At 55.7% G+C, this 21,539-nt stretch carries 25 protein-coding genes and 1 tRNA gene; 11 read left to right on the top strand and 15 right to left on the bottom strand.

The window, feature by feature from the left end; translation table 11 throughout:
• A tRNA-Phe gene (locus L6R44_RS13040) sits at positions 1-72 on the bottom strand.
• Between the two features lie 169 nt (positions 73-241).
• On the opposite strand from L6R44_RS13040, the gene L6R44_RS13035 reads away from it, so the two are divergent.
• Both L6R44_RS13035 and L6R44_RS13030 read left to right on the top strand, forming a co-directional pair.
• Positions 242-913 carry an AraC family transcriptional regulator gene (locus L6R44_RS13035; RefSeq protein ID WP_237424459.1) on the top strand — a complete coding sequence of 224 codons (672 nt, stop codon included), beginning with the start codon at positions 242-244 and terminating at the stop codon, positions 911-913.
• Between the two features lie 36 nt (positions 914-949).
• The gene (locus tag L6R44_RS13030; RefSeq protein WP_237424458.1) at positions 950-1,540 is read left to right on the top strand and encodes a LysE family translocator; all 591 of its coding nucleotides are present in this window, start codon (positions 950-952) and stop codon (positions 1,538-1,540) included.
• Here the strand turns inward: L6R44_RS13030 and L6R44_RS13025 are convergent.
• The 5 genes from L6R44_RS13025 to aspA all read right to left on the bottom strand — a co-directional run bounded on the left by L6R44_RS13025 (position 1,537) and on the right by aspA (position 7,119).
• Positions 1,537-2,112, bottom strand: a complete 576-nt coding sequence (locus tag L6R44_RS13025) for a transcriptional regulator (protein WP_032643754.1) — start codon at positions 2,110-2,112, stop codon at positions 1,537-1,539. The two genes, L6R44_RS13030 and L6R44_RS13025, sit on opposite strands and share 4 nt — an antisense overlap.
• Before the next feature lie 49 nt (positions 2,113-2,161).
• Positions 2,162-3,853 carry a protein-disulfide reductase DsbD gene (locus L6R44_RS13020; protein WP_237424457.1) on the bottom strand — a complete coding sequence of 564 codons (1,692 nt, stop codon included), beginning with the start codon at positions 3,851-3,853 and terminating at the stop codon, positions 2,162-2,164.
• Positions 3,829-4,152 (bottom strand): divalent cation tolerance protein CutA, encoded by a 324-nt coding sequence (gene cutA / locus L6R44_RS13015; protein WP_014168278.1) that lies wholly within the window; start codon positions 4,150-4,152, stop codon positions 3,829-3,831. Before cutA ends, L6R44_RS13020 begins: the two co-directional genes overlap by 25 nt.
• A 113-nt stretch (positions 4,153-4,265) precedes the next feature.
• On the bottom strand, positions 4,266-5,567 hold the full coding sequence (locus L6R44_RS13010) for an anaerobic C4-dicarboxylate transporter (protein WP_024907357.1): 1,302 nt from the start codon (positions 5,565-5,567) through the stop codon (positions 4,266-4,268).
• A gap of 115 nt (positions 5,568-5,682) precedes the next feature.
• On the bottom strand, positions 5,683-7,119 hold the full coding sequence (gene aspA, locus L6R44_RS13005) for an aspartate ammonia-lyase (RefSeq protein WP_003855923.1): 1,437 nt from the start codon (positions 7,117-7,119) through the stop codon (positions 5,683-5,685).
• Between the two features lie 334 nt (positions 7,120-7,453).
• Here aspA and L6R44_RS13000 point away from each other — a divergent pair, with 334 nt between their 5' ends.
• Entirely contained in the window at positions 7,454-7,918 is a 465-nt protein-coding gene (locus L6R44_RS13000) for an FxsA family protein (RefSeq protein ID WP_023616652.1), read from the top strand.
• Between the two features lie 23 nt (positions 7,919-7,941).
• Here L6R44_RS13000 and yjeH read toward each other — a convergent pair whose 3' ends face one another.
• On the bottom strand, positions 7,942-9,189 hold the full coding sequence (yjeH, locus tag L6R44_RS12995) for an L-methionine/branched-chain amino acid transporter (RefSeq protein ID WP_237424456.1): 1,248 nt from the start codon (positions 9,187-9,189) through the stop codon (positions 7,942-7,944).
• Between the two features lie 179 nt (positions 9,190-9,368).
• Here yjeH and L6R44_RS12990 point away from each other — a divergent pair, with 179 nt between their 5' ends.
• The 3 genes from L6R44_RS12990 (at position 9,369) to L6R44_RS12980 (ending at position 11,825) form a co-directional block, all read left to right on the top strand.
• Entirely contained in the window at positions 9,369-9,662 is a 294-nt protein-coding gene (locus L6R44_RS12990) for a co-chaperone GroES (RefSeq protein ID WP_003855929.1), read from the top strand.
• Between the two features lie 31 nt (positions 9,663-9,693).
• On the top strand, positions 9,694-11,337 hold the full coding sequence (gene groL / locus L6R44_RS12985; RefSeq protein WP_014882201.1) for a chaperonin GroEL: 1,644 nt from the start codon (positions 9,694-9,696) through the stop codon (positions 11,335-11,337).
• Positions 11,338-11,471: 134 nt separating this feature from the next.
• Entirely contained in the window at positions 11,472-11,825 is a 354-nt protein-coding gene (locus L6R44_RS12980; RefSeq protein WP_008502942.1) for a DUF4156 domain-containing protein, read from the top strand.
• 47 nt (positions 11,826-11,872) lie between these two features.
• Here the strand turns inward: L6R44_RS12980 and epmB are convergent, their stop codons facing one another.
• Entirely contained in the window at positions 11,873-12,901 is a 1,029-nt protein-coding gene (epmB, locus tag L6R44_RS12975; protein ID WP_237424455.1) for an EF-P beta-lysylation protein EpmB, read from the bottom strand.
• Between the two features lie 40 nt (positions 12,902-12,941).
• Here epmB and efp point away from each other — a divergent pair, with 40 nt between their 5' ends.
• The 3 genes from efp (at position 12,942) to ecnB (ending at position 13,953) form a co-directional block, all read left to right on the top strand.
• Positions 12,942-13,508, top strand: coding sequence for an elongation factor P (gene efp / locus L6R44_RS12970; RefSeq protein WP_008502940.1), 567 nt, complete (start codon positions 12,942-12,944; stop codon positions 13,506-13,508).
• Between the two features lie 58 nt (positions 13,509-13,566).
• Positions 13,567-13,698, top strand: coding sequence for an entericidin A/B family lipoprotein (locus L6R44_RS12965; protein WP_024907352.1), 132 nt, complete (start codon positions 13,567-13,569; stop codon positions 13,696-13,698).
• Between the two features lie 108 nt (positions 13,699-13,806).
• A complete protein-coding gene (ecnB, locus tag L6R44_RS12960) occupies positions 13,807-13,953 on the top strand; it encodes a lipoprotein toxin entericidin B (RefSeq protein ID WP_003025482.1) in 147 nt (48 codons plus the stop codon).
• Between the two features lie 37 nt (positions 13,954-13,990).
• Here ecnB and L6R44_RS12955 read toward each other — a convergent pair whose 3' ends face one another.
• A complete protein-coding gene (locus L6R44_RS12955) occupies positions 13,991-14,590 on the bottom strand; it encodes a helix-turn-helix transcriptional regulator (RefSeq protein ID WP_237424454.1) in 600 nt (199 codons plus the stop codon).
• A 261-nt stretch (positions 14,591-14,851) separates the two neighbouring features.
• On the opposite strand from L6R44_RS12955, the gene sugE reads away from it, so the two are divergent.
• Positions 14,852-15,169 carry a quaternary ammonium compound efflux SMR transporter SugE gene (gene sugE / locus L6R44_RS12950; protein WP_006178944.1) on the top strand — a complete coding sequence of 106 codons (318 nt, stop codon included), beginning with the start codon at positions 14,852-14,854 and terminating at the stop codon, positions 15,167-15,169.
• Here the strand turns inward: sugE and L6R44_RS12945 are convergent.
• Positions 15,166-15,696, bottom strand: a complete 531-nt coding sequence (locus tag L6R44_RS12945; protein WP_237424453.1) for a lipocalin family protein — start codon at positions 15,694-15,696, stop codon at positions 15,166-15,168. The genes sugE and L6R44_RS12945 overlap by 4 nt on opposite strands.
• Positions 15,697-15,849: 153 nt before the next feature.
• The gene (gene blaACT, locus L6R44_RS12940; RefSeq protein WP_237424452.1) at positions 15,850-16,995 is read right to left on the bottom strand and encodes an ACT family cephalosporin-hydrolyzing class C beta-lactamase; all 1,146 of its coding nucleotides are present in this window, start codon (positions 16,993-16,995) and stop codon (positions 15,850-15,852) included.
• A gap of 132 nt (positions 16,996-17,127) precedes the next feature.
• Between blaACT and ampR the strand changes: the two genes are divergently transcribed.
• Positions 17,128-18,003 carry a LysR family transcriptional regulator AmpR gene (ampR, locus tag L6R44_RS12935; RefSeq protein WP_237424451.1) on the top strand — a complete coding sequence of 292 codons (876 nt, stop codon included), beginning with the start codon at positions 17,128-17,130 and terminating at the stop codon, positions 18,001-18,003.
• Between the two features lie 29 nt (positions 18,004-18,032).
• Here ampR and frdD read toward each other — a convergent pair whose 3' ends face one another.
• The 4 genes from frdD to frdA are packed head-to-tail and all read right to left on the bottom strand — an operon-like array spanning position 18,033 to position 21,326.
• Positions 18,033-18,392, bottom strand: coding sequence for a fumarate reductase subunit FrdD (gene frdD / locus L6R44_RS12930; RefSeq protein WP_032662398.1), 360 nt, complete (start codon positions 18,390-18,392; stop codon positions 18,033-18,035).
• A gap of 10 nt (positions 18,393-18,402) precedes the next feature.
• A complete protein-coding gene (gene frdC / locus L6R44_RS12925) occupies positions 18,403-18,798 on the bottom strand; it encodes a fumarate reductase subunit FrdC (RefSeq protein ID WP_032643771.1) in 396 nt (131 codons plus the stop codon).
• 10 nt (positions 18,799-18,808) lie between these two features.
• On the bottom strand, positions 18,809-19,543 hold the full coding sequence (locus tag L6R44_RS12920; RefSeq protein ID WP_045331438.1) for a succinate dehydrogenase/fumarate reductase iron-sulfur subunit: 735 nt from the start codon (positions 19,541-19,543) through the stop codon (positions 18,809-18,811).
• Complete coding sequence (gene frdA, locus L6R44_RS12915; protein ID WP_237424450.1) at positions 19,536-21,326, bottom strand: fumarate reductase (quinol) flavoprotein subunit; 1,791 nt, start codon at positions 21,324-21,326, stop codon at positions 19,536-19,538. Before frdA ends, L6R44_RS12920 begins: the two co-directional genes overlap by 8 nt.
• Positions 21,327-21,539 lie beyond the last annotated feature (213 nt).

Here is a 21,539-nt window from a genome sequence, read left to right as displayed (position 1 = left end):
GCCCGGACTCGGAATCGAACCAAGGACACGGGGATTTTCAATCCCCTGCTCTACCGACTGAGCTATCCGGGCAACGGAGCGCATTAAACCGCAATCACGCTCGATCGTCAACATTATTTAGGTAAAAGCTGTTCAACTGCTTAAGTTTGCGGCAATCCGTTCGTTTTAGCCGTGAAAATGCACAAATCTTCCAGACAGAACCAGTGTAATACGGCAATGCTGATCGTAAGAGGAGGGCAGTATGGCGAATGACTGGCTTGAACTGCGTCAGCATGCAGATACGGGCATTGAAACGATTAAAGCGCATTTCGAAGGGCATGCCTTTGATCCGCACTGGCACGATAGCTATCTGGTAGGAATAACCCTCTCCGGCACGCAGCAGTTTCACTGTCGCCGTGAGCGTCATCGTAGCCAGCCTGGCGACGCATTTCTCCTTGAACCCGGTGAAATTCACGATGGCGATGCGCCTGTAGAAGGCGGCTTTACCTATCTGACCTTCTATCTGGATGAACGCTGGCTTCATCGTGCGCTACATGGGCTTTACGAATCTACTCCCGGGAGTTATTCACTCCATTTTTCCCAAACGCTGACGCGGGAGCCGCAGCTGGTGCGCGTTATCGGCGAGATCGTAGGGCTTTCCGACCTTGCGCGCGAGACGGGCACGGATCGTTTTACCCTAACGCGCTGTTTTAAGCGCGAGTTCAACCTGGCGCCGCACGCATGGCTTATTCAGCTGCGTCTGGCAAAGGCCAGGCAATTGCTGGCGCGTGGCGACCAGCCCGTTGATGTGGCTGCCGCAGTGGATTTTGCCGATCAAAGCCATTTGGGACGTTGGTTCCAGCGGGCTTACCGCCTCTCTCCTGCACACTACCGACGGTTGTGCACAAACCTTCCAGACGTTTCCAAAAAATAACGGCACATTCATGGCTCTAATAAAAAGGAGCCACCTGTGAGTTTGATACTCTTTCTGCTGTTCGCATTTGTCGCCTCCATTACGCCGGGGCCAACCAATATCCTGGTGCTGACGAACAGCCAGCACTTCGGCGTAAAGAGTACCGTACCTGCTGTTCTGGGCGGGTGTATCGCCGCCAGTGCAATTGTGCTGGTATCAGGCGCGGGCGCTGGAGAAGTTCTGCGTCAGTATCCTCTGGTACGTCAGATAATGAGCTGGACAGGCGTGCTGTGGCTAAGCTGGATGAGCTGGCAACTGTTTCGCGCCCCGGCCACCCGTCTTTCCACTGAGAGCCCTATCCGATTCACCGCTCAGGCGGCGGCGCTGCTGCAGATAGTGAACCCCAAAACCTGGATGATGGCGTTGGCCGTCGTTAGTCTGTTTGCCCCTGCTGGCGACCATGCATTATGGGATATTGCGCTAATGGCGCTATGGTTTCTGCTGATCTCAATAGCCTGTTTGATGTGCTGGGCGTGGTTGGGGAAGGCGGTGAACCGAATTTTCCGCACCACCGTGGCGATGGTGCGTTTTCAGCGCCTGATGGCGCTGTGCCTGCTTGTCTCCGCCTGGGCGGGCATTCTGGTTTAGGTCAGTGCACCGCCCATACGGCACTGAGCAAAACGCAAAATATCTTCCGCCAGGCGATGCGCCGTATCCACATCGGCCTGGCTGCGGTTCACCAGCATGCGGCTGAGGCAACCTTCCAGCACCAGCTCCATCTGCTTCGCCACCATTGCCGGATCATCAACTTCCAGCGTGGTCAGCAGCTCGTGGGTGAAGTCATGTGCCGCCCGTTTTTGCTGGTCCGCCAACTGGTGGATAGGATGGCCAGGGTCGGGAAAATAAGTGCAGGCGGCGATGAACAGACAGCCCGGGTAGCGGTTGTTGCTGACGCATTCCGTCAGGGCGGTATACCGCGCCAGCAGCTTTTGCTCCGCAGTCAGCTCTTCATTCAACATCAGTTGCCTGCGCCAGATATCCACCTGCTGGCTGAGATAGCGCAGGGCATCATAGAGTAGCGCCTCTTTATCCGGCCAGAAGCGCTTAAGTTCATCCAGAGGATAATCGATACGGTCGGCTACCATCTCAAGCGTGGTGCTGGCGATCCCTTGAATCTCAAGTAATTGCAGGGCTTGTCCCAGTACGTCTTCACGTTGCACGATTATCTCCTCCGCTATTCCCAACGGTTTGTTCCGTTTAAAGTGTTGTTTACGGTTGGCGATTGCGCAAATGCGCGCTAAATGCTGCTGCATCCATAAACCCGGTTACACGCTGTTCTGGCTGCTCCTGGCCCTGTTGATTAAAGAACAGGATGGTTGGCAGCCCGAGTACGTTAAGCTGCTTCAGCAGAGCCTTATCCTGCGCATTGTTGGCGGTCACATTCGCCTGAAGTAACACGGTCCCTTTCAGGGCGCTTTGTACCTGCGGATCGCTAAAGGTGTATTTTTCAAACTCTTTACAGGCGACACACCAGTCGGCATAGAGATCGAGCATCACCGGTTTACCGTTCGCCTTTGCCAGGGCACTGTTGAGTTCATCCACGTTTTGAATCTGGGTGAAGTTCAGATGTGCCTGAGTCTGACTCACCGGCGAACCGAACGCCCAGTCCTGCAGAGGACGAACGCTCACCAGCGCGGCAGCCAGCAGCAGGATTTGCACCAGGCGCATCCACGGCTTCTTCGCCCCGAGGCTGACGATAAATGCCCAGGCAAAGAATGCGACGCCAAGCATCGCCCACAGGCGCAGGCTCCATGCGTCGCCGATGATACGCTCAAGGAGGAACACCGGCAGCGCGAGGATGACAAAGCCAAATGCGGTTTTCACGGTCTCCATCCACGGGCCGCTTTTCGGCAGCAGTCGATTGCCGAAGACCGTGACCAGGATCAGCGGCAGCCCCATGCCAAGGGCGTACAGGTACAACGTTCCGCCGCCGAGCCACATGTTGCCGCTTTGGGCGATATAAAGCAGGATGGCGCTCAGCGGGGCGGTGGTGCAGGGGGAACAAATCAAACCGGCGATGGCGCCCATCACAAATACGCCGCCAGGCGAGCCACCCTGCTGTCGGTTACTCATCAGCGTTAAGCGCGTTTGAAGTGCCGACGGTAACTGCAGCGTGAACAATCCGAACATCGACAGTGCCAGCAGAATGAAGACCACGGACAGGCCAATAAGGACGTAAGGATGCTGCAGTGCGGCCTGGAACTGTAGCCCGGCTGCGGCAACCACAAGGCCAAGGGCGGTGTAGGTCAACGCCATACCCTGCACGTAAATAAAGGCCAGCAGCAGCGCGCGGGCGGTGGAAAGGCGCTGTTTGCCGCCCAGCACAATGCCAGAGATGAGCGGATACATCGGCAGCACGCACGGCGTGAAGGCAATGCCGATACCGATCAGCAAGGCCCACAGCGCGGAGAACGGAAGGTCAGCGGGAGCTTCACGCTTCTCGCCCGAAGGAAGAGGGGGAACCGTTGCAGAGGCTTTCACCTCACTAAGCGGAACCACCTTTGTTTCAGGCGGATAGCAGAATCCGGCATCCGCGCACCCCTGATAGGTCACCGTCAGGGTCGCACCTTTATCCGCCTGATTCACCGTAACAGGCACGCTCAGGTGCTGGCGATAGATTTCGCTTTTGCCGTAAAACTCATCTTCATGCCACTCGCCAGAGGGCATCTGTAAAGCGCCCACGCTGGCCTGAGCAGGCGTAATGCTGACCTGCTTGCGATAGAGGTAATAGCCCTCTTTCACCTGCCAGTTAAGCGTAAGGTCATGCTGGTTTTGCTGAAAATCGAAAACAAACGCCTGGTCGGCGGGAATGAAGTTCGAACGGCCGGGTGCGTCAAACAACCCGGCAAAAACTGATGTGCTGCACAGCAGCAGGATCAGCGTAAGGAAGCGTTGAGCCATGAGAGATAGTCGTTATCGCCATGAACCACTGGCAAGACCAGCAGTTCCGGGGTTTGGTAAGGATGATGAGACTTGAGGCAGTCCAGAAGCGCCTGCTGATTCGCCAGATTCGTTTTGAGCAGCATCTGGACTTCGTACTCTTGCTCCAGCTTGCCTTCCCAGTAATAAAGGGACGTGGCCCCGGGGAGGAGCGTCACGCAGGCTGCCAGTTTTTCGGCCAGCACTTTGGCGGCGAGATCCTGGGCAGAAGCTTCATCAGGGGCGGTACACAGTACGACAACAGCATCAGGCGTGTTCACAAGTCGACCTCCTCATCACGAAAGGCTTCACTATATCACGCAAGGCGGTTGGTCATTAATGAAACGGGCCGCAGAGCGGCCCGATTTTAACTATTTTTACAACCATTCACCGTTTACAGCACCACGCCGCCAATGATAAAGCCGAGGATCACGCAAAGCGAAATGGCGACCACGCCAGGGATCAGAAACGCGTGGTTAAACACATACTTACCGATACGGGTTGAGCCGGTATCGTCCATCTCCACCGCCGCCAGCAGGGTTGGGTAGGTTGGCAAAACGAACAGGGCCGAAACCGCCGCGAAAGAGGCAATCGCCGTCAGCGGCGTAACGCCCAGCATCAGTGCCGCAGGCATCAGCGCTTTGGTGGTCGCTGCCTGAGAGTAAAGCAGGGTAGCGGCAAAGAACAGCACCACCGCCAGCAGCCACGGATAGTTGTGCAGCAGGTCGCCCGCTACGGTCTGAATATCGCTGATGTGCGCCTTCACGAAGGTATCGCCGAGCCACGCCACACCCAGTACGCACACGCAGGCGCTCATACCGGATTTGAAGGTGCTGGCGTTCAGCACTTCACTGGTGTCAATTTTACAGGTAATGCTAATCAGCGTCGCGATAGTCAGCATAAACACCACAATCGCTTCGTTACGCGGCAGGACCGGGTTCTGGATCAGACCCACGGTGTCGCTGATGGCGGTCGCGTAGAACATCACCGCGACGATACCGATCAGGAACAGCAGCACGGAGCGCTTAGCGTGCGGCTTCAGCTCGAAGACCTGGCTGCCGCGCAGGCTTACTTCGCCTTTTGCCAGACGCTCCTGGTACACCGGATCGTCCTTCAGCTCGGCGCCGAGGAAGTTACACAGCACGGCGGTAATCATCACCGCAATCAGCGTCACCGGAATACAGATCGCCAGCAGCGTCAGATAGCTCACGCCCATCGGCTCGAGTATACCGGCGAAGAAGACCACCGCTGCGGAAATCGGCGAAGCGGTAATCGCAATCTGGGACGCAACGACGGCAATAGAGAGCGGACGAGACGGACGGATACCCTGCTCTTTCGCCACTTCGGTAATCACCGGTAGCGTAGAGAAAGCGGTGTGGCCCGTACCGGCGAGAATGGTCATAAACCAGGTCACCAGCGGAGCAAGGAAGGTAATGTACTTTGGATGGCGGCGCAGCATTCGCTCCGCCAGGCTCACCAGGTAGTCCATACCGCCTGCCACCTGCATGGCGGCGATAGCGGCAATAACTGCCATGATGATTTCGATAACGTCGAAGGGGATTGCGCCGGGTTTAATCTGAAAGATAAGGGTAAGAACGAGCACCCCGAGACCGCCGGCAAAACCGATGCCGATACCCCCGAGTCGTGCTCCCAAATAAATCGCCAACAAGACGATGACGAGTTCTGCTCCAAACATAAGGACCTGCCTTGCTTATTAACAAGTTGATATTGAATTGTTGTATTTTGGTAACGCCTAAAAAGAAAAAAGGCACGTCACAAGTGACGTGCCCTAAGAAGCCTAGCCTGAACGGTTACTGTTCGCTTTCATCGGTATATCGTTTCGCTTTATAGGCCGGGTGCATCAGGTTCTGGGCGGAGAAGATATCGTCCAGCTCGGCTTCGGTCAACAGCCCGCGCTCCAGCACCACTTCACGCACGCTCTTACCGGTTTCGGCACAAATCTTACCGACGATGTCACCGTTGTGGTGACCGATGAACGGGTTGAGGTAGGTGACGATCCCGATGGAGTTATAGACATAACCTTCACAGACTTCTTTATTGGCCGTGATGCCGTTAATGCATTTTTCCAGCAGGTTGTAGCAGGCGTTGGTCAGGATGTGGATAGATTCAAACATCGCCTGGCCAATCACAGGCTCCATGACGTTCAGCTGCAGCTGACCCGCTTCAGAGGCCATGGTCACGGTCGTATCGTTACCGATGACTTTGAAGCAAACCTGGTTCACCACCTCTGGAACGACCGGGTTCACCTTGGCTGGCATGATGGACGAACCCGCCTGCAGTTCTGGCAGGTTGATTTCGTTCAGGCCAGCGCGCGGACCGGAAGAGAGCAGGCGCAGGTCGTTACAAATTTTGGACAGTTTCACCGCCAGACGTTTCAGCGCGCTGTGTACCATGACGTAGGCGCCGCAGTCTGAGGTGGCTTCAATCAGGTCTTCTGCAGGCACAACCGGCAGGTTAGAAACTTCAGCCAGCTTCTGTACCGCCAGCTGCTGATAGCCATCCGGGGTGTTCAGACGCGTACCGATGGCGGTTGCGCCCAGGTTCACTTCCAGCAGCAGCTCGGAGGTGCGCAGCAGGTTTTTCGTTTCTTCGTTGAGCAGCACGTTAAACGCGTGGAATTCCTGGCCGAGGGTCATCGGTACCGCGTCCTGCAGCTGGGTACGCCCCATTTTCAGGATGTCCTGGAACTCAACCGCTTTACGCTGGAAGCCATCGCCCAGCTGGTTGATCGCATCCACCAGCTTCACGACAGAGGCATATACCGCGATACGGAAGCCGGTAGGGTAGGCGTCGTTGGTAGACTGGCATTTGTTAACGTGGTCGTTCGGGTTCAGGTACTGGTATTCACCTTTCTGGTGACCCATCAGCTCCAGGCCGATGTTTGCCAGCACTTCGTTGGTATTCATGTTGACGGAGGTACCCGCGCCGCCCTGATAGACGTCAACCGGGAACTGATCCATGCATTTGCCGTTGTTCAGCACTTCATCGCAGGCTGCGATAATCGCATTTGCCGCGCTTTTAGGAATGGTTTGCAGCTCTTTGTTAGCCAGGGCTGCGGCTTTCTTCACCATCACCATGCCACGGACAAACTCAGGGATATCGCTGATTTTGCTGTTGCTGATGTAGAAGTTTTCAATCGCTCTCAGAGTGTGAACACCGTAGTAGGCATCCGCTGGAACTTCCCTGGTACCCAACAAGTCTTCTTCGATACGAATGTTGTTTAACATGTGAACCTTCTTTTCAAGCTGCCGATGGATTGTACTAAACACACAGTATATATGTGGTTTTGAATATTTTCTGACCGACGATTATTCCCTCAATCAGCCAGATGCTCGAGATCATATGCTGATGATAGCGAATTGCCGTAAGCTGGATCACTTATTATCGAGCCGATTCCATGATAATTATTAATCTGTGAAATGGGTCACCGCTTTAATATTTCCAGAAAAAATATCCGTGCAAACCGATTGAATTTTCGCTAATCGACACCATCTCATACAAACGCGCGTCGCGAACACATTCAGACAGGGGCCGATGGCACCTGCCACACAGGAGATGCCAGTGCGCTGGATACCGTTTATTGCTTTCTTTCTCTATGTTTACATTGAGATTTCCATTTTCATCCAGGTGGCCCATGTGCTGGGCGTCCTGCTGACGCTGATTCTGGTCATTTTCACCTCCGTTATCGGCATGTCGCTGGTGCGTAATCAGGGTTTCAAAAATTTCCTGATAATGCAGCAGAAGATGGCCGCAGGCGAAAGCCCGGCGGAAGAGATGATCAAAAGCGTGTCGCTGATTATCGCGGGGCTGCTGCTGATTCTGCCGGGGTTCTTCACCGACTTCCTTGGACTTCTGCTGCTTCTGCCGCCGGTGCAAAAGCACCTGACCATGAAGCTGCTGCCGCATCTGCGCTTTAGCCGTATGCCCGGCGGCGGGTTTAGCACCGGGCCAGGCGATACCTTCGAAGGGGAGTATCAGCGTAAGGATGAACAGCACGACCGTTTAGACCATAAAGACGATCGGTAATGTTGTTGCCCGGTGAGGTTAGCTTACCGGGCCTCCGCGTTTTGCCGCTTCGGTAAAAACATCCACAGCCCCGCCAGCATCACGATCGCGTACAGGCTCTTCCATCCCACCATCGCCAGCAACAGCAGGCAAAGCACGCCCCCAACGACCGCCAGCGCTTTATAACGACCTTTCAGCAAACGACATCCCGCCAGCATGCACAGCAGGTAGATCATGATGAAAATACCGTTGGCGTAGACGATCAGCGCGTCGAGATTGATCTTCAGCGCGTAAATACACAGCGTGCTCAGCACGCAGCAGCCCAGTACGGCATTCAGGGCATTTAACGGAAGCTGGCGTTTGGACAGACGCGCGAGGCGATTCTCAGGTTTGTAGAGCGCCTGCGACCACACCAGCCGGGCAAAGCTCTGGATATAAATATTTAGGCTGGCAAAACAGGCCAGATAGCCGATGACGCAGGCGATCCACAGCGCCTTCACGCCGAACAGTTCCACTACGATACCCGGCAGCGATGCCGCAGCAGCGAGATCCGCGCCGAACGCGTTGAAGTGTAATACCAGCACGGTGCACGCCCAGTAAACCGTGCCTGCCAGCAGCAGGCCTATCATCAGCGCGCGGGGGAAATCACGTTCAGGCTGCTTAAATTCAGAGGCCAAATGGGCAAAGGCCTCCAGACCCACAAAACACCAGAACATAACGGAGAGCGCGGCGAAAAGCTGCGAGCGATCGACGTCTTTCACCGCCGGGAAGGGAATGTCCTTGATGGTAATATCGCCCGCCCACCAGATAGCGGCAACGAGCGCGACGATCAGCACCGCAACCAGCGTCTGCAGGTTGGCGCTGGAGCTGGCCCCGCGAGAGCCCACCCACCAGACGATAGCCAGCGTACCCAGTTCGGCCAGCAGTAGCTGCTCGTTATGCCAGCCAAACAGCGCCTGACCAAAGCCGGTGGCAATATGCAACGCCGCGGGAAGACCAACCGGAATGACGGAGAGAAACAGCCAGCCGGTCACTCGCTGTAATCGCGGGCCAAAGGCCAGCCCGACAAAGTGCGCCACGCCGCCCGCGCTGGGGAAATGTCGCCCCAGGATGGCGAACACAATGGCGATCGGGAAAACCAATACAATCAGCGCGGGCCATGCCCACAGGCTATTATTTCCAGCCACCATCGCCGCCAGTGCGGGTACGGCAAACACGCCCGTCCCTAACAAGGAGGTCGAGAGCAGACCAACACCCTGCGCCAGCCCCAACTCCTGCTTGAGTCCACTCATTAACATCGCCCTGCCCGTACCCAAAGAGAGGCGATGGTAACACTTTCGCAAATTTTTTTTTCGACTCCCCCTTGAAGGGCTAAAAAGCTATCCCCATCTCTCAGGGCACTAGTCGGAAAACCGCATGCGGGCCGGCGTCATCCATAACTGATAATGACTTTCTCAAAGGAGAGCTATCAATGAGTATTCGTCCGTTACATGATCGTGTGATCGTCAAACGTAAAGAAGTTGAAACCAAGTCTGCTGGCGGCATCGTTCTGACCGGTTCTGCAGCAGCCAAATCAACGCGTGGCGAAATCATCGCTGTCGGTAAGGGCCGCATCCTGGAAAACGGAACTGTGCAGCCGCTGGACGTTAAAGTTGGTGACATCGTAATTTTCAACGATGGCTACGGCGTGAAATCCGAGAAGATCGACAATGAAGAAGTGTTGATCATGTCCGAGAGCGACATTCTGGCAATTGTTGAAGCGTAATTTACGCACGAGAATTTGAGGAAATAAGAACATGGCAGCTAAAGACGTAAAATTCGGTAACGACGCTCGTGTAAAAATGCTCCGCGGCGTAAACGTACTGGCCGATGCAGTTAAAGTGACCCTGGGCCCGAAAGGCCGTAACGTAGTGCTGGATAAATCCTTCGGCGCGCCAACCATCACCAAAGATGGTGTTTCCGTAGCACGTGAAATCGAGCTGGAAGACAAGTTCGAAAACATGGGCGCGCAGATGGTGAAAGAAGTTGCCTCTAAAGCGAACGACGCTGCAGGCGACGGTACCACCACCGCGACCGTTCTGGCGCAGGCCATCATCACCGAAGGTCTGAAAGCCGTTGCGGCGGGCATGAACCCAATGGATCTGAAACGCGGTATCGACAAAGCTGTCGCTTCCGCTGTTGAAGAGCTGAAAGCGCTGTCCGTACCGTGCTCTGACTCCAAAGCCATTGCTCAGGTAGGTACCATCTCCGCTAACTCCGACGAAACCGTGGGTAAACTGATCGCGGAAGCGATGGACAAAGTCGGTAAAGAAGGCGTGATCACCGTTGAAGACGGTACCGGCCTGGAAGACGAACTGGACGTGGTTGAAGGTATGCAGTTCGACCGCGGCTACCTGTCCCCATACTTCATCAACAAGCCAGAAACTGGCGCTGTTGAGCTGGAAAGCCCGTTCATCCTGCTGGCTGACAAGAAAATCTCCAACATCCGCGAAATGCTGCCAGTGCTGGAAGCCGTTGCGAAAGCAGGCAAACCGCTGGTTATCATCGCTGAAGACGTTGAAGGCGAAGCGCTGGCAACGCTGGTGGTTAACACCATGCGCGGCATCGTGAAAGTGGCTGCGGTTAAAGCACCTGGCTTCGGCGATCGCCGTAAAGCAATGCTGCAGGATATCGCTACCCTGACCGGCGGTACCGTGATCTCCGAAGAGATCGGTATGGAGCTGGAAAAAGCGACCCTGGAAGACCTGGGCCAGGCGAAACGCGTTGTGATCAACAAAGACACCACCACCATCATCGATGGCGTGGGTGAAGAAGCCGCTATTCAGGGCCGTGTTGGTCAGATCCGTAAGCAGATCGAAGAAGCAACCTCTGATTACGACCGTGAAAAACTGCAGGAGCGCGTAGCGAAACTGGCAGGCGGCGTTGCGGTAATCAAAGTTGGTGCGGCGACCGAAGTTGAAATGAAAGAGAAAAAAGCGCGCGTTGACGATGCCCTGCACGCGACCCGTGCTGCGGTAGAAGAAGGCGTGGTTGCTGGTGGTGGCGTTGCGCTGGTGCGCGTTGCCGCTAAGCTGGCTGGCCTGACCGCTCAGAACGAAGACCAGAACGTGGGTATCAAAGTTGCGCTGCGCGCAATGGAAGCGCCTCTGCGTCAGATCGTTTCTAACGCCGGTGAAGAGCCATCTGTGGTTGCCAACAACGTGAAAGCGGGTGAAGGTAACTACGGTTACAACGCGGCAACGGAAGAATACGGCAACATGATCGACTTCGGTATCCTGGATCCAACAAAAGTGACCCGTTCTGCTCTGCAGTACGCGGCCTCTGTTGCGGGTCTGATGATCACCACCGAATGCATGGTGACCGATATGCCTAAAGGCGACGCGCCAGACTTAGGTGCTGCCGGCATGGGTGGCATGGGCGGTATGGGCGGCATGATGTAATCGTGCGCTCTACGTCGTAGAATGTGAAAAACCCCCGGGCAGAGATGCTCGGGGGTTTTTCTTTTGGTCATCTTTTAGGTATAAGATCTACACACGGACAACTACTGTCCAGCTTATTGAAAACGAGGAATAACATGCGCGTAAAAGTCTGTGCAGGGATTGTAGGGGCAGCATTGCTGCTGGCGGGTTGTAGCTCCAGCAATGAGCTGTCGGCAGCGGGCCAGGGCGTTCGCTTTGTGGAAGATAAGCCTGGCAGTGAATGCCAGCTGTTAGGCACGGCAACCGGTGAGCAAAGTAACTGGATGTCGGGTCAGCATGGCGAAGAAGGCGGCTCTATGCGCGGTGCGGCAAACGCCCTGCGTAACCAGGCTGCGGCCATGGGCGGCAACGTGATTTACGGCGTGAGCAGCCCAACGCAGAGCATGTTGTCCAGCTTCGTGCCTACCGCCAGCCAGATGACGGGCCAGGTCTACAAGTGCCCGAACTGATGGCCTTTTTCCCTCTCCCTGTGGGAGAGGGTTAGGGTGAGGGGAAACTAGCACTGCCGCAGCTGCAAATCCAGCGGCGTCTTGCTCGGCTCTCCGCCAATCTCGCGTGCCAGCTTCGGCACCATATAGCCTGAAACCAGCGTTAACAGTTCGCGCATAATCTGCCGGGCTTCTTCATCCGTCACCATAAAATGCGCCGCGCCCTGAACGCGATCCAGCACGTGCAGGTAATAGGGCATCACGCCCGCATCAAACAGGGCATTGCTCAGGTCAGCCAGCACGCGGGCGTTGTCATTTACGCCGCGCAGCAGCACGCTCTGGTTCAGCAGCGTCACGCCCGCTTTACGCAGTCGCGCCATCGCCGCGCGAAACGCATCGTCAATTTCGTTGGCGTGATTGATATGATTTACCAGCAGCACCTGCAGACGAGACTGCTCCAGGCGCGCCACCAGGCCGTCGGTGATGCGTGCAGGGATAACAATCGGTAAACGGCTGTGAATGCGCAGGCGCTTAACGTGCGGGATGGCTTCAAGCTGGGTCAGCAGCCAGTCCAGCTCATGATCTTTCGCCATCAGCGGGTCGCCGCCGGAAAAAATAATCTCATCCAGCTCCGGATGGGCGGCGATATAGTCCAGCGCGACCTGCCAGTTGCGTTTATTGCCCTGATTTTCGGCATAGGGGAAGTGCCGACGGAAGCAATAACGACAATTTACCGCGCAGCCGCCTTTTACCAGCAGCAGGGCGCGGTTGTGATACTTGTGCAGTAAACCCGGCACCACGCTGTTCTGTTCTTCCAGCGGATCGGTGCTGTATCCCGGCGCAGTAATGAACTCATCCTGCGACGTAAGCGTCTGTTTTAAGAGCGGATCGTCGGGGTTGCCTTTCTCCATTCGCGCCACAAAGGCACGGGGAACGCGCAGGGCGAAAAGGCGCTTTGCCTCGCGGCCTGCAAGCAACGCTGGGTGCTGATCGAGGTCTAAAAGACGCAGCAATTCATCAGGACTGGTGATTACATCGGCAAGTTGCGATAACCAATCTTCTCTGGACGGGGTGTTTAGGGTTACAATATGCGCCATTTTGTGGCTTAGCTACCAGTTAACAAATTTAGAGGGCCTTATGGCAACGTACTATAGCAACGATTTTCGTGCTGGTCTTAAAATCATGATGGACGGCGAACCGTACGCGGTTGAAGCCAGCGAATTCGTTAAACCAGGTAAAGGCCAGGCATTCGCACGCGTTAAGCTGCGCCGTCTGCTGACCGGTACCCGCGTTGAGAAAACCTTCAAGTCTACTGACTCTGCTGAAGGCGCTGATGTTGTAGATATGAACCTGACCTATCTGTACAACGACGGTGAGTTCTGGCATTTCATGAACAACTCCACTTTCGAACAGCTGTCTGCTGATGAGAAAGCGGTTGGCGATAGCGCTAAATGGCTGCTGGATCAGGCTGAGTGCATCGTGACCCTGTGGAACGGCCAGCCTATCGCTGTGACCCCACCAAACTTCGTAGAACTGGAAATTGTTGAAACCGATCCAGGTCTGAAAGGTGATACCGCAGGTACCGGCGGTAAACCAGCCAAACTGTCTACCGGTGCAGTGGTTAAAGTGCCACTGTTCGTACAGACTGGCGAAGTGATCAAAGTGGATACCCGCTCCGGCGAATACGTGTCCCGCGTGAAGTAATTTACGTCATGATTGACGGCGCAGCGCCCGCTGCGCCTGATTTTTGCAGGCAGGGATGATGAAACGTACCGTTAAAATTCTGCTTCTGTTGGCGCTTTCCAGTGCATTACTATCCGGCTGCAACACCACGCGAGGAATGGGGCAAGATATCCAGGATCTCGGTCATATCATTTCTCACGCCGCCAGCTAAGTTCGTCTAATTTTCCTAAAAATGCTTCCTTTACCGCCATTCGGCGGGATCTTGTCTATTCTTAAGTTGCTATACACAAAACAACTTTGGCTATAAAAGGAAGATATTATGGTTAAGAAGACAATTGCAGCGATCTTTTCAGTCTTGGTGCTTTCTTCAGTGTTAACGGCCTGTAATACCACGCGCGGCGTCGGTCAGGATATTTCTGAAGGTGGTAGCGCAATTTCTGGTGCGGCAACAAAAGCTCAGCAGTAATATATATACGGTACGAGATCCGTCGGGTTTCGTACCGTCAGCTTTCTGATTCCTGCAGGGATAAGAACGGAGAAAAACGCGTATCCATATGCAGTTTCATGCGGATATTGCGCTTATAGGTATAGACCGTTTTTCCGTTGATACTCAGATGAGCGGCAATTTTCTGATTGCTCGCACCGTCCATCCACAACGTCAGCACTTTCGCTTCCTGCCGGGTCAGCAGCGGGGCCGCCGCCGTTGGCCGTTCCGCGCATGCGCGCGAGATCAGTGCGTCGTTGATGACCGTTGCCACTTCTTCAAGACCGGCATTTTTCAGCAATGACGACCACACCGGGAACTGCCCGAGCCAGTCGGTCATGCCGCGGTCTTCTCCCGATTGCAGCAAAATAAACGGCAAGCGTTCACTGGCGTTAAGCAAGGACGAGAGCTGCTGAAAATGGTGAATATCCTGCCTGAAGCCGTACAGGTCAGCGATAACCAGCGTGGGTTTCCATTGCAGAATGTGCTCCCTGGCAAGGAACAGGTTATTCAGCCCGGTTACAACGAAGTGTCCCGGGAACAAACCGGAATGATTGAGCCATGCTTCAAACCCCGTGCGGGTGAAGTGACAACGGTCAATCACAAGAATCTTGAACATATTTTATTCGCAGTCGGCTAGTGGTTTGGCTTCCTGCCATCAGAAAGCACATCATCATAGAGAAGTCGGATGAGTGCTAAATGCCGGAACTACGGGCCATACTGCGGCTATTTCTTGCCTTAACGTGTTCAGCAAAAAATGATTGAAAAAAAATAGCACGCTAACCACAATATGGGGCGTAATCTCTGCCTTACGGGACGACCCGTAAGCGTTTCTTTCACCGGGGACGGCCCCAGCTTGTATTAAGTTAAGGAGCCTGAAATGTCCTGGATCATTCTTTTTATCGCTGGCCTGCTCGAAGTGGTATGGGCGATTGGTCTCAAATACACCCACGGATTTACCCGCCTGACGCCCAGCGTCATTACCGTCACCGCGATGATCGTCAGTATTGTTCTGCTCTCCTGGGCGATGCGCTCCCTGCCTGTGGGAACGGCGTATGCCGTCTGGACGGGCATTGGTGCCGTGGGTGCCGCCATCACCGGCATTCTTCTGTTGGGAGAGTCGGCGAGTCTGGCGCGTATCGCCAGCCTCGCGCTGATTGTGGCGGGAATTATTGGGCTTAAGCTCAGCACCCATTAATGGGGCTGTTTAACCCAGATAAGTTTTGATACATCAAACCCTTGCCGGGTCGCGACGTCCAGCATCTGCTGTTTCATTTCTGGCGAAATAGTTGGCGTGCGGGAGAGTATCCACAGATAGTCACGATCCGGCCCGCAGACCAGCGCGTGACGGTACTCTCTGTCGAGGGCGATCACGTTATAGCCGCCATAAAACGGGCCAAAGAAAGAGACTTTAAGCGCGGCCCTTCGCGGGTCGCCCGTGAAGTACGCTTTCCCAACTGACTGTTGCCACATCTCCCGATCGGGATTATAGCCCCGGTTGATCACCTGAATACCGCCATCCTCCATCGGACTGTAATTCGCAGTGACCTTCTCCAGGCCCTGCTCAAACCGATGGTCGAGGCGCGCGATTTCATACCATGTTCCAAGGAAGCGTTGTGCATCGAAAGGCGTAACGACGGTAACGCCAGGAGGTGGGGTTGGGGAACTGCAGGCAACCACTAAAAACGCGGCTGTCACCGCGGCGATAACAGGCAGAATGCGCATAGGAGTTTCCTTACCGTTTTTTGTTAAGTGTAGATGACGGCAAGGAAAATGTGGGGGAGCGTGCGGTTTGTTTCGCCGGGTGGCGCTGCGCTTACCCGGCCTACAAAATCAATCTCCCTCTCCCTGTGGGAGAGGGCATCAGGCCGCAATGTTTTACTGCAATGCGTCGAGAATGCGGTACGCCGCCTCCACTCGCACAGGGTTTGGATAGCTTTTATTCGCCAGCATCACGATACCGAGATTTTTCTCCGGAATAAATGCCACGTAGCTGCCAAATCCGCCGGTAGAGCCCGTTTTGTGGACCCAGGAGGCCTTAACCGGTGGTGCCGGTGGATTCACTTCTCTTGCAGGCAACGGCGCCAGCGCCACCTTATTGTCGCTACCGTCAACCACGGTTTTGGCATCGACCGGCCAGTTAAGCATTTCCCAGCCTAAACCCTGGTACATCGCCCCCACGCGCCAGTAGCGAGACTGCGCCAGGGTGATGCCTTGCCCGAGCGACGTATCCTGAAGGGCGTCCGGCTTCATGTTGACCATCACCCAGCTTGCCATATCCTGCACGTTGGTTTTCACGCCATAAGCTTCTGCATCGAGCATGCCCGGCGAAACGTGCACCGCTTTACCGTCACGGTATCCCCAGGCGTAATGCGCCTCTTCCGCTTTCGGAACGTTAATCCAGGTATGGTCCAGCTTGAGCGGCTTAAGGACCCGCGTCGTTATGGCCTGCTCATAGCTCATGCCGGAAGGCTGCACCGCCAGCGCGCCAAAAAGACCGATGCTGGCGTTGGCGTAAAGACGCGTGGTACCCGGCTTCCACTGCGGCTGCCAGTTTTGATAAAAGCGCAGCAGAGAGGCATTATCCGCGACATCATCCGGTACCTGTAGCGGCAGACCTCCTGCGGTATAGGTGGCCAGATCCAGCATGCGGATCCCCTGCCACTGCTTGCCTGTCAGCGCGGGCCAGTACTTTGTCACAGGGTCGCCCAGCGATATTTCACCGCGAGCAACGGCATCGCCACCCAATACGCCGGTGAAGGTTTTACTTATAGAGCCCAGCTCGAACAGGGTTTGTGGGGTAACGGGTTTGTTCTTTGCGACATCGGCTTTGCCAAAGGTAAAGTAGTGCGGCTGGCCCTGATAAATCACCGCCACCGCCATACCCGGAATGGCCTGCGCTTTCATTAACGGCGTAACGGTTTGTTCCACCACTTCAGCCAGCTGTTTTTCTGACAGCGGTCCAGCCAGCGCTGAGCAGGAGGTGCTGAGCAGCAGGGCGCAGCAAAGGGTTTTTGTCATCATCGTTTATCTTCCGTAATAGCAGTTCAAGGGAGTGTCCGGGCCCGTCAGACCGCTGTAGTCTGGTGGATTTGACTATGGCTGACAAACGGTTAAATTTAGCATTAGCTGTTAATTTTTCTAACGGATGAGGCCATGACGCGCAGCTATCTTCCACTCAATTCCCTGCGGGCGTTCGAAGCAGCCGCCCGGCACCTCAGCTTTACGCATGCGGCAATCGAGCTCAACGTCACCCACTCGGCGATCAGCCAGCACGTAAAGGCGCTGGAGCAGCACCTGAATTGCCAGCTGTTTGTTCGCGTTTCGCGTGGGCTGATGTTGACCACCGAAGGCGAGAATTTGCTCCCGGTGCTGAATGACTCGTTCGATCGCATCGCTGGAATGCTGGATCGCTTTGCCAGCCAGCGCGCTCAGGAGAAGCTCAAAATAGGCGTGGTGGGGACGTTTGCCACGGGGTTTCTAATTTCTCAGCTCGCGGACTTTCGCCGCTGCTATCCGCATATCGATCTTCAGCTTTCCACCCATAACAATCGCGTCGATCCGGCCGCTGAAGGCCTTGATTACACCATTCGCTACGGCGGCGGCGCGTGGCATGGAACCGATGCGGAATTTCTTTGCTCTGCGCCGCTGGCGCCGCTCTGCACCCCCGACATCGCCTCCTGTCTGAAAAGCCCGGCAGATATCCTGAAGTTTACCCTGCTGCGCTCCTACCGGCGCAACGAGTGGGCGGCGTGGATGCAGGCTGCGGGTGAACATCCTCCCTCGCCGACGCATCGGGTTATGGTGTTTGATTCGTCCGTGACCATGCTGGAAGCCGCGCAGGCGGGCGTAGGAATTGCCATTGCGCCTGTCGATATGTTTACCCATTTGCTCAGCAGCGAGCGCATCGTGCAGCCGTTTGCAACGCAGATTGACCTTGGAAGCTACTGGCTCACGAGGCTGCAGTCTCGCGCAGAAACCCCCGCCATGCGTGAGTTTGCCCAGTGGCTGGTAGAGAAGATGCAGAAATAAAAGGCCCGCCGGATGGCGGGCCAGAGGCGTCAAAGGGTGACTACGGCAATCAGCGTCACCACGGTCAGGATCGTCGCCAGACCGTAGAACACCCATTTCCCGCTTGGGACATGGATTTTCAGGTCATGCATCGCGTGGTGAATACGGTGCAGACCACACCACAGCGGCAGGACGATCATCAGGAAGATGAACACGCGGCCAATAAAGCTGCTCGCGAACGCCAGCACGCGCTCGTAGCTCAGCGCATCGCCCGGGAACAGCCCCAGCGGCAGCATAATGCCGACCAGCAGGATGATGACGGGCGCGATGATGGCACTCCACATGCCGCCTGCGCCAAACAGGCCCCAGAAGACCGGCTCGTCCGAACGTTTTGGATTTGGATTGATCACGGGTGTCTCCTTACCAGAACAGTGCGACAAACAGAATGACCACAGTGACCAGGATCGTCACCCCCCAGAGTCCCTTAATCACCGGCTCTGGTCCCATTTTCTCGTCTTTTATGACGATGTTCGCGGCTTTTGGTGCCAGTTCAAACCAGGTTTTCGTATGAAGCAGCGCGGCCGCGAGCACGATCAGGTTCAGAACAACGATGATGGGGTTTTGCAGGAAACCGACAAAGTTCGCCCAGGTTTCCGGCCCGTGCTTGAGGGCAAAAACGCCGTACATCAGCTCAAGGCTGAACCAGACAGCCGGTACCGCCGTGCCTTCACGCAGCATGTAAAAGCGATAAAACGGCAGGTTTTTCCACCAGGTGGACGGCACTGGCCGCACGTAGGCTTTGCGTTTAGTCGTCATCATGCACTCCTTAGCGTGGTTTCAGGGTTGCGATAAGAAAGTCTTTCGAGCTTTCCACTTTACCCTGCTGAATGGCGGCGGCCGGGTCGACGTGCTTCGGACAAACTTCGGAGCAATAACCCACAAAGGTACAGCTCCAGACGCCGTTCTGGCTGTTGAGCTGCGCCATACGTTCTTTTTTACCGTGGTCGCGGCTGTCTTCGTTGTAGCGGTGCGCCAGGGTAATGGCGGCCGGGCCGATGAACTCCTTGTTCAGACCAAACTGCGGACAGGCGGCGTAGCACAGGCCGCAGTTGATGCAGCCGGAGAACTGATGGTATTTCGCCATCTGCGCCGGCGTCTGGGTGTTTGGCCCCTGATCCGGCGTGCGCGGGTTGCCAATGATGTACGGCTTAATCGCTTCCAGGCTTTCGATAAAGTGGGTCATATCGACCACCAGATCGCGTTCAATCGGGAAGTTGCCCAGCGCTTCGACCTTAATGCCTTTGGTGTACTCGCGCAGGAAGGTCTTACAGGCCAGCTTCGGCACCTTGTTGACCATCATGCCGCAGGAGCCGCAGATCGCCATGCGGCAGGACCAGCGGTAGCTCAGGTCTGGCGCCAGGTTGTCTTTGATATAGCCGAGCGCATCCAGCAGGGAGGTTTGCTCGTCATAAGGCACTTCATAGAAAACGCTGTGCGGTGCGGCGTCCACTTCCGGATTGTAGCGCACCACTTCAACTTTCAGTTTTTGCATCTCAGCCATTCGCCTTCTCCTTCTTCTCGGCGTCCTCTGCTTCTGCACCGTACACGCGTTTCGCCGGCGGCAGCGTGGTGATTTTCACGTCGCTGTAGTCCAGACGCGTGGTGCCATCCGCATCGCGCCAGGCGAGAGTGTGTTTCAGGAAATTGACGTCGTCACGCTCGGTACAGCCTTCGTCCAGGCGCTGGTGGGCCCCGCGCGACTCTTTACGCGCCAGCGCAGAGTGCGCCATACACTCTGCGACGTTCAGGCCGTGGCCCAGCTCGATGGTATAGAGCAGGTCGGTGTTGAAGACGCTGGTAGTGTCGGTAATGCGCACGCGCTTGAAGCGCTCCTGCAGTTCCGCCAGCTTGTCGACGGTTTTTTGCATCAGCTCAGGGGTACGGTAGATACCGCAGCCTTCTTCCATCGACAGACCCATTTCATCGCGGATCTTCGACCAGTTCTCGTTACCTTCCTGGTTCACCAGATCTTTCAGGCGTTTTTCAACGTCTGCGACCTGCGCATCCAGCGCGGCACCGTTGGCTTCGCCTGCGGTTGCCGCTCGCGCCATCGCGCGCTCGCCCGCCATGCGGCCAAAGACGACCAGCTCCGCCAGCGAGTTAGAACCAAGGCGGTTAGCGCCGTGCAGGCCCACGGAGGAACACTCGCCGACGGCGAACAGACCCTTAATTCGGGTTTCACACTGCTGGTCGGTTTCGATCCCGCCCATGGTGTAGTGCGCCGTTGGGCGAACCGGAATCGGCTCTTTCACCGGGTCGACGCCCACATAGGCTTTCGCCAGCTCGCAGATGAACGGCAGACGTTCCAGCAGCTTCTTCTCGCCGAGGTGGCGTAGGTCAAGATAGACCACATCGCCGCGCGGGGTGGAGATGGTGTTGCCTTTGCGCCACTCGTGCCAGAAGGCCTGAGAAACTTTGTCGCGCGGACCGAGTTCCATATATTTGTTCTTCGGCTCGCCGAGCGGCGTTTCCGGGCCCATGCCGTAATCCTGCAGATAGCGGTAGCCATTTTTGTTGACCAGAATACCGCCTTCACCGCGGCAGCCTTCCGTCATCAGAATGCCGGAGCCCGGCAGGCCGGTTGGGTGATACTGCACAAACTCCATATCGCGTAGCGGCACGCCGTGGCTGAGCGCCATGCCCATGCCGTCGCCGGTAACGATGCCGCCGTTAGTATTGTAGCGGTACACGCGTCCCGCGCCGCCCGTTGCCATCACCACCGCGTTAGCGCGGATCTGGACAAGCGTGCCTTCCATCATGTTCATCGCCACCAGTCCACGCGCCTGGCCGTCATCAACCAGAATGTCGAGGACGAAGTGTTCATCGAAGCGCTGAATTTGTGGGAACTGAAGGGAGGTCTGGAACAGGGTATGCAGCATGTGGAAGCCGGTTTTATCGGCGGCGAACCAGGTGCGTTCGATCTTCATTCCGCCAAAGCGGCGGACGTTGACGCTGCCGTCCGGGCGGCGGCTCCACGGACATCCCCACTGCTCAAGCTGGGTCATTTCCGTAGGACAATGGTGCACAAAGTAGTCAACGACATCCTGTTCGCAAAGCCAGTCGCCCCCGGCAACCGTGTCGTGGAAATGGTATTCAAAGCTGTCATGATCCTGCGCAACGGCGGCGGACCCTCCTTCTGCTGCCACTGTGTGACTACGCATTGGATAGACTTTTGAAATCAATGCGATTTTAGCGTTGGGATTAGCTTGTGCTGCAGCAATCGCAGCGCGTAATCCAGCCCCGCCAGCGCCTATTACGGCAAGATCGGCTTGAAAAGTTTGCACGACATTCCTCCAGGTTTTTGTTATTTCGCAACGCGACAAACTAAAGGTAGTTCACCCGCCCAAACGGACGATTGCGAAAGCGTTTCCACTGCTCCTTTATGGGTAAAACAGTATAACCGTGTAGATGACAGGGAAATTTGACGTGTTCGATTTTTTTGCTGTTCTGTGCGGTGATTTATCATAGTGATTGATGAATTGCGTCACGTAATTGTT

This window comes from Enterobacter cloacae complex sp. ECC445 (assembly GCF_021892025.1).
Classification (GTDB): domain Bacteria; phylum Pseudomonadota; class Gammaproteobacteria; order Enterobacterales; family Enterobacteriaceae; genus Enterobacter; species Enterobacter chengduensis.
Note: the sequence above shows the minus strand (reverse complement) of the source record. Positions and strands in the feature narration are given on the sequence as shown.